Origin of the sequence: Deinococcus planocerae, assembly GCF_002869765.1 — a bacterium.
Taxonomy (GTDB): domain Bacteria; phylum Deinococcota; class Deinococci; order Deinococcales; family Deinococcaceae; genus Deinococcus; species Deinococcus planocerae.
Window position 1 is genome coordinate 1 of record NZ_PNOR01000062.1, and the last position, 12655, is coordinate 12655.

The window sequence follows — 12655 nt, forward strand, 5'->3', positions numbered from 1 at the left end:
GGTTGGAACGGCCAGGAACTCATCTGCCAGAATGCGGACGCGCTCCCCCAGAATCTGTGACGTAGACACTCCCAGATTTTCTCGGCTGGGAGCGCTTCCCCGTCGTTATGCAGGTGCAACTCCTGAGTCATAGGCTGTGCCCTCCATCAGCCGTGAGTTGGGGTTGACACCCGCGCCAACGTTTGCGATGAGCTTTCTGTTGCCAGAGTCGACGTAAAAGGTACCGGGCACCACCTGATTGCGGGACAGCACCTGCTTCAGAGCCTGGCCGTCCACGAACAGTTGATCGCGGTGGTTCGCCTGTGGGTGGGCGGGGTCGATGATGCAGTTGGGCTTCACGCAGGACCAATCACCCTGGGTAGTAAGTGGAAGGGGGTGAAACCAGCTCGCGCTCCAGTCGTTCCCGTTCGCCGTCCACCCCTTGACCTCCAGGCTGCCCTTGAGCCAGACTTTCGCGTTCCGCCCCAGGCTGGCGCTGTCGTACGGTTGAATGGTCAGGCGTTTGTTCACCTCCGTGGTGTTCATGCGGTAGGTGCCGCCGCGCAGCACGACGGTGCCGCCCGCTGGCGTGGCCGCGATGGCCCTGGCGAGCGTCTCGTACGGCCTGCCGATGCTGCCGTTCCCTGTGGTGTCGCTGCCGTCCGTCGCCACGAAGGTGGCGTCCCCAGGGGTGGGGTATGAGGTGTCTTTCAGGTCGTCCCCCTGTGGGGCATAGCCCTGCGCGCCGAGCCCAGCCCCCCCGATGTCGGTGGGGCTCCCGCCGGAGCCGTCGCTGGGGCTGCTGGACCACACCTGGGGACTCTTCAGGTCGGCTTGCACCTCTGTGGACGCCCCGGTCGGCGTCTGACCACAGGCACCGAGGAGCAGAGCGGTCGACAGGGCGAGCATGACTCTTTTCTGTTGCATTTCACGAACCTCCGGATCATCACGAAGCACCGTGGTTGGGTCCCGAATCAGTTCCGCGCCTACGTCAAATCACCCCCTGGCACGGTGGACGGAAGAACGGTGGTCATCCCGGGCGACGCAGGGATTCTCGCTCCTGCCGAGGGAGACGAATTTTTCCGTCAATTGCCCTGTCCTTGCTCAAGTCCAACGAGGAAAGGATTGGAACCTACGTGTCCCGAATCCACTTTCCCTGTTTGCTCCGTTCGGGCGACTCACCCCTCACGGACGTTGCCAGGGTGTGAGGCGCAACCGGGAGCCGACGGGTGAGGCCAGCAGAACGACCCCTCTTCCCCGACCTTACCGGAGGTGCAAGGCCCCCATATTCACGGCCTGTCCGCTGGGAACGTCCAGGGAGCTGCCCTCGTTGATGGCGTTCGCCACGTCCTGGGGCAGTGCCTGGCCGGTGCGGGAGGCGCGCGAGCCGCCCAGGACCCGGAAGTCGTCGGCGCCAGCGTTCCTGAACAGGGCGCTTTGCGGCACGTCGTTGAGGTTGATCGCGTCCGGTTCACGCCCGACGACCCGGTTGAAGTCGGCCCACCACTTGAACTCCGGAACCCTGCACCCCTCCGAGGTCCGGACGGCCTTCTCGACCCAGGCGTACTGGTTCGCCTTTCCGGCGGTGCTCGTGCGCTGATACAGGTTGTTGTTGATCGCGTGAATCATCGGCTCGGTGTCCGGGCAACGGTAGGACTCGGTGTCCACGGCGAGGGCCTTGAAATCCGAGTGCAGGTTGTTCTTGATGACGACGTTCCGGGTGTCCCAGTCCAGGCCCCGTGCCACCTCTCCGGCATCGGGGTTGCGCCTCGACGTGTCCTTGACGTAGAGGTTGCGCCCATTCTCCACCAGGGTGTTGTTGTACACCTGCACGTCACTCGAGCCGCTGACGGCGATGCCAACCCCGTTGCGCGCGGCCACGTTGCTGGCGATGATCCCGCCCTTGGAGATCTCGTAGAACAGTCCGAAGCCCGAGTTGTCGTGGGCGTAATTGCGGACCATCCGGATGTTCTCCATGTTGATGTCCAGCCACAGGGCGGTCGCGTTGTTGCCGAAAGCCTCGTTATCGGCGACCAGAACGTCGTTGGCCTGGGTCAGCTTCATGCCCGCCGCATCCCACGACTTGCTGAACCCCTCCACGTTGTTGTAGGCGATGGTGTTGCCCAGGACGCGCATCCCCCTCGCGCTTCCGGTGAGGCCCTTGCGACCGTTGTAGAAGAACCTGTTGTTCCTGATGACGCTGCGCGACGCCCTGGCGCTGGCGTTCACACCCAGGGGAACCGTGGAGCTCCACGCGAAGGTGTTGTCCTCGACGCGCACCTCGTCGCCCTCCACCGAGAGGGCCTTGCCCGCGTAATGCAAGAAATTGAGGCCACGGACGACGGTGCCGTCGGTCGCCGGGGTGTTGTCCACCGTGAGGCCGGACACATCTTCGGTCGCCTCCACCCTCTTGTCGCGCGGGTCGAGCCCGATGTAGAGGCGGTTGTTGCCGCGGTCCACGTAGAACTTGGCCGGGGAATGGGCGGTCGCGCCCCCCACCTCGTTTTTCGACAGCACCTGCCACAGGCCGAGCCCGTTGACGAAGACAGCCTCGGTGTAGTCGGCGGTGGGAACTCGGCTGTCGATGCACTTGGGACATTCACTGCCGCCCACCGACGCCTGACTGACGCGCGGCAGATTCAGGGTCCAGTTGGTGTACCACAGACCGCTGCCGGATTCTCGTCGCCAGGCGCTGTCGGGCAGGACCCGGCTGCCTTTGATCAGGACCCGTTCCCCCGGGTAGGAGCGCACGGTCAGCCGTTTGCGGATGGTCACGTCCGCCACGTCACGGTACTCGCCCCCCCGCATCACGATGGTGGCCCCGGCGGGCGCCGCAGCGACGGCCTTGCGCAGGGTGCGGTAGGGACGGCCCGGGTTGCCGGTGCCGCCGTCGTCATCACCACCCGGCGCGACGTACACCCCTCCGGTCACGGGGTCGCTGGAGGTGGAGACGGGGACCTGCTCGGTGATGTACAGGCGACCGTTGGACAGCTTGGCGGCGTCCGTCTCCTCGGCGGGGTCACCCACCGCCAGGGTCCGGAGGCTGAACGGCGAGTCTTCCGTGCCCTGCTCAGCGGCCTGGACCTCGGGAAGACGACCGCAGGAGCCGAACAAGAGGGCCGTCGAAAGAGCGAGCACGATGTTCCTGTTCAACATACCTCACACCTCCAGATGACTCCATCACTTCAAAGTGACGTTCCAGCGCATCCTCTCGCCAGCCTCTACATTGATGAAGTTCCCCACACCTTAGGACGGCGTCACTGCTCATCAAGTAAATAATTCCGTCGAGGGTCTGCGGGGGAAAAGGTGGCGTTCAGGCCGAGCCATCCTTTCGAGTGATCCGGGAACGTCGGTGCGGTGTCCGCGCCGCCCTGTCCGGTCACTCGTGCCGGGCGGGACGACACGCAGCGCGAGGGCAGCCGCCCCGCCGTCTCGCTGGCCTGCCTGTTTCTGCGGGGCCGAACCTTGGCGAACGCTCCAGGCGGGACGGGTCACCGCACCTCAGACCGCGGGGGTCTGCGGCGTGGCCGCGCGCCAGCGCACTTCCACCAGCGGCACCGGGCGCCCGGCCAGCTCCTCCTCGCGCCATTCCAGGCCGCCGCCGTCCAGCAGGTCCAGGGCGACGTCGAGCGGCAACAGCACCGCGCCGTCCCCCCAGCGCCCCAGCGGGGTCGGCGCGGGCTGGGTGCGCCGCGGATGACCGTCGAGCCGGGCGGCGTGATCGGCGGCCCAGCGCAGGACCCGGCCATGTCCGTGATGCTCGGCGAGCGCCCGCCAGAGCCGTTCGACCCGGCTCAGGCCCAGCCGGGTCACGTCCAGGGTCCCGGCACCGGCCTGCACCCAGCCCTTCTCGGTCCAGGCGTTCAGGTCGGGCGGTGGGGTGCGGAGGTCGCCTGCCCGCAGGGTCAGCCGCAGTGGCCGCGCCGCGTCGTCCAGATCGAGCGTGAGCGGCACGCCGTCGTGGATCAGACGGCCCACCCAGGCCCGGAAATCCTCGGCGAGCGGATTGCGCGCCGGGCCGGGCGGAGGGTCAGACGGAGCCGGGGCAACGGCGGCTGAAGTGAGAGGAGCAGAGGTCACGGGGGCCGCGGCCCCAGGAAGCGGGGCGTCTGGGACCGGGACTCCGCCCCGCCGCCGCAGGTCCGGGACCTCGTAGGTGGACCGGATCTTGAGAAAGACCGCGCGCAGGGGGCTGTCCCGTTCGTCCAGGCGCGGCATCCGCACGACGGCGGGCGGCGAGCCGACGAGTTCGACGACCGCCGAGCCGTCCGGAAAGGTGCGCATCGCCTCGGCGGACAGGAGCGGACGGGCCACCTCCTTGAAGGTGCGGCTCGTGCGGCTGCGACTCATGATGCCCAGGAGGCCGGGTTCGCGGTTGACGCCGTGGCTCTCCTCGCGCACGGTCACCTCGCCCAGATGCTCGGAGAAGAACTGCGCGTCTTCGAGCCTCAGGGAGCGCGGAAAGATCACCATCTGCGCGAAGTTGTTGTTGACCATCCCCCGGAACTCGTCCCGGCCATACACCGCCTCGCCCTGGGCCCGGCTCTGCACGGCGATGTGGTAGGCCACCCGGCGCGAGCGCATCGTCGCCAGGTTCTCGCCGATGTTGGGCAACGGCCCGAACGACGGAAACTCGTCGAGGTACACCGACAGATGCACCGGCAACCGTCCGCCGTGCTCCCCCGCCACCTCCAGGATGGCCTGGTCCAGCCGCCGCTTGAACAGCCGCAGCAGCACCTGCCCCCGGCCCCCCTGCACCTCTTCCTGCGGCACGCCGATGTACAGGAAGCCCGGCTCGCGGCACAGGCGGCGCAGGTCCAGCCGCAGGCCCGGCCCCGCGCTGGTGGCGCGGTCGAGATTCGGGTGCAAGAACAGTTGCAAGTCGCCCGCCAGGCCCGTGCAGATGCCCGCCAGCACGTCGGTCTTGAGCCCCAGCAGCGCCGCGAGCACCTCGCGCACGGGGGGCCGGGCGTTCACGTAGGCGCGCAGCGGGTCGGCCCCCAGGCTGAGCAGTTCGTAGACCCGGCGCATGGTGGGCTGGCCGTCCAGGCTCACGGCCAGGATCAGCCCGGCGAGCAGTTGGCGCTCGTTGTTGCGGTAGAACACCGCACCGTCCCCCGGCCCGCCGCTGGGCCGGAACGTCTCGGCGATCTCGAAGGCGTCCTGAACGCTGCTCACGCCCTCCAGCAGGGGCAGCCGGGCGCTGTCCGGGTCGAAGGGCGTGAACGGGTACACCGTGCGCCCCCAGGCCCGGAAACAGTTGATGCTCTCCAGAAAGCCGCTGCGCGCGTCGGGGTACTTCAGGTCGAAGACCACCGCGCTCACGCCGTCGCGGGCGTCGAGCAGCAGGTTCGGGTTCAGGTACCGGGTGGTCTTGCCCGCCCCGGTGCCGCCCACGATCAGGGTGTGCGCGCACCTGGAGCTCTCGGGCAGCCTCAGGACCCGCCCGCCCACCAGCCCCAGGTAGCCGACCCGCGGCGACCGGCGGTCCCCTCTCAGGGACGCGGCGAGGTCCCTGGGCGTGGCCCAGCGGCCCTGACCGGGGTCCTGATAGGTGCCGCCGAACCGCTCGGTGACGCCCGCCAGCACCCACACCAGCAGCGGCAGGAACGGCAGGGAGAGCGCCCAGCGGGGCAGGGACCGCTCCCAGACCTCCAGCAGCACCGGGCCACAGGCAGGGTCGATCAGGCAGCGCGGCACGAAGATGCCCGGCTCCGCTGCCACGCCGATGGACGCGGGCCAGCCCCGGGCCGCCAGCGCCTGGGCGGCGAGCACGAGGTGCTGCCAGCCCAGCGCGCCCAGCCAGCCCAGGCTGGCGAGCAGCGCGAGGGCTGCGGCCCAGGCGAGCAGGGCCAGGGAGAAGCGGCGCGCGCGCATGGGGCTTCAGACCTTGACCGTTGGCGCGCTGCTGGACCGTGGGCCAGAGGGACCGCTGCTGGAAGGGGTGCTGGCCGGGCTGCTGCTCGACGGGCCGCTGCTCGACGGGCCGCTGTTGGCCGGGCCGCCCCCGAATGGTCCGCCGTTGGGCGGCCCGCCGCTTGCCAGCTTCGGCCTGGCGCTGCCGGGCCTGCCCCCTGGAGCGCCGCCCGGCCCGCCCGTGGGGCCGCCAGCGGCGGCCTGCCGGACAGATGCCGCCCGCTCTGCCTGGAGGGTGCTGCCTATGCTCTTCGCGCTCGACAGCGCGCCGCCGACCCCGCCCGAGCCGACCCTCGGCGGTTTCACGCCGCCCACCGCCGCCGCGACTCCGCCCAGAAACTCCACGATCCAGTTCTGCGCCAGCCGCAGCAGGTAGATGCCCGCCAGGAGACTGAAGAACATCAGCGCCAGAGACGAGAGCATCGAGTTGGCGTAGCTGGGGAAATTGACCTTGTTCATCAGCGTGGCGATGTGGGAGTTGGCATCCCGCCGAAACGCCTCGAAGTCGCTGATGTCCCCGGACCTGAGCAGCGCGTCGGTGTTCTTGAAATCCGCCTCGATGATGCGGTTGGTCTTGTCCAAAGCCGCGTTGAACTGTCTGGACGGCTGAACGAAGCCCACTTCGACCGAGCCCGAGAACACGATGGGCATGAAGGCCATCAGGAGCACCGCCGACATGACGGTCTTGAACCAGGTTTGCAGGAACTGCTGGCCCGCGCCGGGCGAGAAGATGTACAGCGCCCCGGCCAGCGGCAGCAGCAGCGAGCCCAGCACGGTCGCCAGGCCGGTGCCCATGATGATCACGTAGTAGGTGATTAGGAGGGGCATGACGATGTTGATGGCGAAGATGCCTGCCTGGGCCGTGGCCTCGACCGCGCTCGCCGCGCCCTGGGCCCCACCGAAGAGCAGGCCGAGAAAGCCCAACCATGGGTTGGTCACCGGGGCGGCCTGGCCGCCCTTCAGGCCGCTCGCGAGGGTCTGAAGGGTGCCGAACAGCAGGGTCAGGTTGCTGATGTGCTCCCCCAGCGCCTTGGTCTCGGTGGCGGCCCGCTCCAGGGCGGGAGCGGCGAAGCTGGCGTCTCCCCACTTGTACGCCTCCACCCAGGACGCGCGCACCAGTTGGCCCAGGTTGCCGGTGAAGCGGGGCTCGCTGGGCAGGTCGCCGAGGCTGGAGGACCCCAGCACCAGCCAGCCCGAGACGAGCAGGCGGGTGAGCAGTTCGCGCACGTCGGTCAGCGCCCCCCCGTTGGCGATCTGGATGCCGTTCCAGATGATGCCGATCAGGAGCACCGACTGGGCCAGCAGCGAGATGGCCCGCGGTAACCCGGCGGTGTCGATGGCCCGGGTGATCTGGGCCAGCCAGGTGGTCGGACACGGCAGGGCGCTATACGTCACCGTGGCGCTGCCGACGGTCTCGCCCGGGTTGTAGATCGAGGACGTCTCTCCCAGCGCCGCCCGGCGCCGCTGCTCACAGGTCGAGGAGTTGGCCGCGACGATGGTGTCCTCGGGAAAGGGGACCGGCGCGGTCTGTTGGGCGCCCGCGACCGTGTGCAGACCCAGCAGCATCACCAGCAACAGCAGCCAGCGTCGGAGGGACATGGGTCACGGCTCCTGCCGGGGGGTGGTGGGCGCGTCACCGGGCGCTTCGGGGCCACCCCCGAACGAGAGCGCCGTCACGACTGCATCCCGGTCAAACTTCATGTTGCCCAGATTCGCCATGGCCGATTCCGTCGCCCCCTTCACGGTCTCTTCCAACTTCTTGGTCTCGGCCTGTCGCTCCCGGAACCGCGCCAGTTCCGCCTCGTTCTCCCGCACGCGGTCGGCCATCAGCTCGTCGACCACCCGCACCATCTGCGAGTTGCTGAGGGCTCCCTGCGCCAGCAGGCCGTTTAAGCGGGCGATGATCTGCTCGTTGCCGAGCTGCTGCTGGACCGTGTAGGCCGCGAACCCCTCGTTCAGGGCCTGCACCGTTGCCCGGGTCGAGGTGGCATTGGCTGAGTCCTCCTGCAACTGCTCAGCGTTCTGAACGACCTGTTCACGCAACTCGACCGGCGAGGTGTCGGTGCCCAGCGTCTTGGCGACCTCGCGCGACACCGCCTCGTCCCGCCGTGCGGCGATGGCCGCCGAGCTCAGCTTCTGCTGCTCCTCGATGGCCCCCCGCCAGCCCAGCTCCAGGCCGAGTTTGTCGCCCTCCGGGACGCTGGGACCCAGCTTGTTCAGCGCCTCTATAGCCTTGGCCTGCATGGTGTCGAACCCCTGGGTCAGATCCAACTCGGCCTTGCTCCATAACTCCGGGTCGAATGGCTGGAGCAGCGCAGTCGAAAGGCTCTCTTCTGCTAGGCGGAACGTGTTGCCCTTGATGCCGAAACTGGTCGCGAGCTGGGCCTCCACACCGTCGACCCCGGACTTGCCCGCGAAGATGTCTGTAATGGTCGCCTTCCACACGTCGCCCAGAACCGAATTGGCAACCGTGCCGGTCAAGTTGCCGAGGGTACCGAAGGGGTCCTTGAAAAAGCCGAAGATCGTCTCAGCGTTGAACGGGTACCCCTTCAGGCCCTCTTCCAAGGCCTTCCTGAGATCCACCGCCTGGGCCTGGGTGCCCAGCGTCAGGGCCAGCGTCGTCACCAGTGCTTTGCGCTTCATCTGCCTGCCTCCCCGTTCTGCTGGGCTCACGTCTGGCCGTACGCCAGCGCCGTCAGGGCGGCGCGCAGATCGCCGCCGGCCCGCGCGATGGCCTCGTCGCGGCGGGCCATCGCCTGCGCCGAGGTCGTGAAGGTCCACAGGTCCAGCGGCGTGGGCCGCACCCAGATCACGTCGCCCAGGCTGCCGGTCTCGGTCCGGACCCAGGCCAGCACCTCGCTGTACACGCCGTCGACGCGCTTGAGGTCCAAAAACGCCTCCATCGCCGCCTGCGGCAGGTGCAGCAGGTCCCGCACCGCCTCCTCCTCGCCGGGGGTGCGCAGCAGGTAGTGGTAGGTGGTGTTTTGCAGGATGCCGTGCGCCTCGGGGCGCTGGAAGTCGGCCATCGACTGGCTGACGCTCCACACGGCGGCGTTGTAGCGCCGGAAGCGGCGGTAGAGCTCGACCACGAAGTGCGCGGCGGCGGGGATGGTCAGCAGCGCCCAGCACTCGTCGAAGATCACCACCTTGCGCCGGGTCCGGTCGCCCCTCACCCGGCGCCAGACCAGATCGGCGATCAGCATGATGCCGACGGTCGCCAGCGGCGAGTCGAGCTGGAACCGGCTGGTGTCGTAGCAGACCAGCCGGGCGCCGGAAAGCGGCACGCTGGTCGTGCGGTCCACGAAGCTGCCGTAGGGCGTCTTGCCGGTCCAGTTTTGCAGGGTCCGCGCCAGGGTGTCGGCCAGGTGCCGGTCCTCGGCGGTCACGGTCTTGTCCCCGACGCGCTCCAGGTTCGAGAGCGTCCGCACGAAGTCCGACAGCCGCACCTCTCCGAGCCGGGGGCGGAACTCGCCGCCCTCGAATACCTCGTCGGTCTTGCGCAGGTACGCGGCGCGCAGCGCGGTGCCGATCAGGGCGTCCTCCTCGGCCTCCAGCCGGGGGACCACCCCGCCCACCATCGCCCGCACCACCCCCGCCAGAAACGCGATCTTGTCCTCGTCGGGCGCGGTCTCGCCGGGGGCCAGGTCGAAGGGGTTGATCGCCGTCTGGCCGCCGGGCTCGACATCGATCATGGCGCCGCCCAGCAGCTCCACCGTCTTCTCGTAGCTGCGTCCCCGATCCACGATGATCACGTCCACGTCGTCCTGGCGCAGCAACTCGGTGATCATGTACTGGGCGAAAAAGGTCTTGCCCTGCCCGGAGCCGCCCACGATCAGGGCGTTCCAGTTGGTCATGCCGGGATCGAAGGGGTCGAGGAAGGTCAGCGCCTTCCAGCGGTTGTGAAACATCGCGGTGGGGCGGCGGTGCCCGGCCCAGGGCGCGCCCAGGGGGAAGAAGTGCGCGGCGTTGGTCTCCAGCAGGCTCAGCCGCTGGTCGATCAATTCGCCGCCGAACGGCAGGCACTGGGTAAACGGCGCGAGCAGCCCGTGCTGGAGGATCAGGAAGGGGCTGCCCGGAACGCTGGCCGAGGCCCCGAAGGCCCGGGTGATGCGCGATTCGAGGTCCTTGCTGTCGGCGCCGAGGACCACCAGCGACACGCCGACCTGATACACGTGGTCGCCCGCCGCCGTGATGTGCTCGATGGCCGCCTCGGCCTCGGCCAGGCCGGTGCGCACGTTGGGATCGACGTACACGTTGGTGTCGACCGAAGCCGAGTAGAACTTGCGGGCCGAGGACTTGAGCCGCTGCATGGCCTTGTTGTAGGGGTCGTGTTGGAGGTCGACCACCAGGTACAGCTCGCCGGAGGCGTCCAGCAGGTGATTGATCATGCCGTAGGCGGTCTCGTCCGGGCTGTGGACCAGGCCCAGCATCCGCGCCCGGCGCCACCCCAGGCCCAGTTCGTGCGGGCGGCTGTTGTCCAGCTCGGACTTTGCCAGTTGCGCGCGCAGCGTGGGGGGCGCCAGACCGCCGAAGCGTTCGAGCACCTCGGCGGGCAGCACCTGCCACGTTGGCCGGTAGCCGGGCACCGGCAGGTGCTTAAGGGCCGGGTTGAGAAATCGGAAGCACAGCGAGAACACGTCCTCGTCGGTCATGGCCCGCGCCTCCAACCCCGCCGAGGCCAGGAAGTGCAGCAGCCGCTGCCGGACCGCGCCCGCCTCCAGCAGGCGTTCCTCGAACTCGGGGGCGGTGTAGCCGATGTGGGTCTTGCGCCGCAGCAGCGGCACCGCGCTCCCCAGCGCGTAGCTGAGCAGGTTCGGGCGGGTGCCCAGCCGTTTCTCGCCCACCGTGACGCTCAGGTAGGCCCGCCAGCGCAGCACCTCGCCGGGCAGCTCGGCCAGCCCCTCATAGAACTCGGCGCGTTTCTCGCCCAGCAGCCGGGCCAGCGGCACCGGGCTGGTCGTCTCGGCGCGGTACGGGGCGATGCCCGCCGCGCCCACCGGACCGACCTCCACGGTCAGGCGCAGCCGCTGGCCCTGCGGCACGGCGTTGCGAAGCACCCCCTTGAGCTGGCGCAGCACCAGTTCCAGGCCGCCGCCGGTCAGAAAGAGTGCCGGGGGAAACTGCACCTCCACCCCGACCTCCATGCGGCCATCGGCCAGGAACATGGTGCCCCCCCGCAGGTCCCAGTACGGCAGGGCGTCCAGGAGCGAGCGGGTGCGGGCTTGCGTGAGCCTGGACATCAGGTCACCCCGCCCTGGAGCGGCTCGGAAGACGGCGCCGCGGCCCGCCCCACCCGCCGGGCCTGCTTTCTGGAGGGCCGCACCAGGAAGCGGTCCTCGCGCGGCACGATCAGCGGGGAGGAGCACACGTCGCGCTGCACCCGGTAGCGGTCGCCCTGGGTCAGCCAGGCCACGACGTGCCACAGCGCCCGCCCGGGAAAGAAGTGCTTGATCAGTCCCACCAGTTTCGACAGCGCGAAGCCGCTCAGGCCCGCCAGCGGCAGGGACAGCAGCGCGGGCGCGCGGTCCTGCCAGAATTGCAGGGCCACCAGCGTGCCGAACGCGACGGTGAACAGCGCCCAGAGGTCCATGCCCAGCACGGTGAGGGGCACGGCGAGACGGTAGACGCGCATACGGAGCATAGGGTCTCCTCGGCGGGGTTGGGGCGCGGGACGCTCAGGGGGCCGGGGCGCCTGCGCCGGTCGCGCAGATGTTCGTGTTCGAGCCGGTGGCCAGCGACATGATCGAGCGGGCGCCGAGGATCACGGCGGCCCCCGCCAACGCGGCGATCAGGATGGAGGTGGACCTCTTGCCGCCTACCGCAAGGCTGATGCCCGCGACCACGATGGCGATCAACACCAGGCCGATGCCCACCGGGCCGCGCAGCCAGCCCGACATCGTGCAGATGCCCGTGTTGACCGTCGTGAAGGGACTGGTGTTCTCGGCCACGCCCTCACCCACGTCTGGGCCGTCCTGTGCCAGAGCCTCCTGCGACAGCGCTAGCACCGCCGCCGCCATCCCCCAGACGAAGCCCTGGCGAGGCGTGGTGGGGTGGGAACGGACTTGGCTCTCGGTCCAGTGTCGAAGGGTCAGACTGGCGGTGAACACCTGTTGCCCCGCCCGGTCTACAAACAAACGTGCCTTCTTGAGAACAACCGGCGTTGAATACATCTCTGTGCCCCCTTTATGCCGAACTACACTCCGATTATGAAAATCGACGAGCAGACCAGAGTGGAAATCCAACAGGCACTCGGCCACGGCGTCCCCGACCCGGGCGCGCCGGGCTTCGTCGCCTTCTATTCGCGGCTGGAAACCGAGCACCCCGAACTGGCGTCGCGCCTGATCGCCGGCCTGCGACACGACGAGGCGGGCGGCGAGACCGACGCGCGGGCTCTCTTTCCGGAGCAGGAGGCGCAGGCCCGCACCCGCGCCCAGGCCCGCTCGGTGCTTCGGCGGCTGTTCTACCGGCAAGACGACCTGACCGACGAGTGGTCGGTGAGCAAGGGCAAGGTGGGTCTGGCCGGCCTGCTGGGCGTGAGCCTGCTGCTGGGTCCCATGCTGCTGGCGGGGGGGGGGGGGGGGGGGGGGGCGGCTCCCCCCCCCCCCCCCCCCCCCGGGGCCCCCCCCCCCCCCCCCCCCCCCCCCCCCCCCCCCCCCCCCCGGGCCCGGGCCCCCCCCCCCCCCCCCCCCCCCCCCCCCCCCCTCCCCCCCCCCCCCCCCCCCCCCCCCCCCCCCGCGCCCCCCCCCCCCGCCCCCCCCCC

General features: G+C 69.4%; 8 protein-coding genes. All 8 read right to left on the reverse strand.

Features of this window, described 5'->3' with window-relative positions:
- Window positions 1–105: 105 nt before the first annotated feature.
- The 8 genes from A7B18_RS20210 to A7B18_RS22155 all read right to left on the reverse strand — a co-directional run bounded on the left by A7B18_RS20210 (window position 106) and on the right by A7B18_RS22155 (window position 12029).
- Complete coding sequence (locus A7B18_RS20210; protein ID WP_146009625.1) at window positions 106–906, reverse strand: DUF1565 domain-containing protein; 801 nt, start codon at window positions 904–906, stop codon at window positions 106–108.
- Window positions 907–1242: 336 nt separating this feature from the next.
- A complete protein-coding gene (locus A7B18_RS20215) occupies window positions 1243–3135 on the reverse strand; it encodes a right-handed parallel beta-helix repeat-containing protein (protein ID WP_102128477.1) in 1893 nt (630 codons plus the stop codon).
- Window positions 3136–3480: 345 nt separating this feature from the next.
- A complete protein-coding gene (locus tag A7B18_RS20220) occupies window positions 3481–5856 on the reverse strand; it encodes a type IV secretory system conjugative DNA transfer family protein (protein WP_102128478.1) in 2376 nt (791 codons plus the stop codon).
- A gap of 6 nt (window positions 5857–5862) precedes the next feature.
- Window positions 5863–7494 carry a hypothetical protein gene (locus tag A7B18_RS20225; RefSeq protein WP_102128479.1) on the reverse strand — a complete coding sequence of 544 codons (1632 nt, stop codon included), beginning with the start codon at window positions 7492–7494 and terminating at the stop codon, window positions 5863–5865.
- Between the two features lie 3 nt (window positions 7495–7497).
- Window positions 7498–8538: a hypothetical protein gene (locus A7B18_RS20230; protein ID WP_102128480.1), complete on the reverse strand. Its 1041-nt coding sequence runs from the start codon at window positions 8536–8538 to the stop codon at window positions 7498–7500.
- A 26-nt stretch (window positions 8539–8564) separates the two neighbouring features.
- Window positions 8565–11135, reverse strand: coding sequence for a TraG/VirB4 family ATPase (locus A7B18_RS20235; protein WP_102128481.1), 2571 nt, complete (start codon window positions 11133–11135; stop codon window positions 8565–8567).
- Complete coding sequence (locus A7B18_RS20240) at window positions 11135–11527, reverse strand: hypothetical protein (RefSeq protein WP_146009626.1); 393 nt, start codon at window positions 11525–11527, stop codon at window positions 11135–11137. Before A7B18_RS20240 ends, A7B18_RS20235 begins: the two co-directional genes overlap by 1 nt.
- Before the next feature lie 43 nt (window positions 11528–11570).
- A complete protein-coding gene (locus A7B18_RS22155) occupies window positions 11571–12029 on the reverse strand; it encodes a TrbC/VirB2 family protein (protein ID WP_180970275.1) in 459 nt (152 codons plus the stop codon).
- Window positions 12030–12655 lie beyond the last annotated feature (626 nt).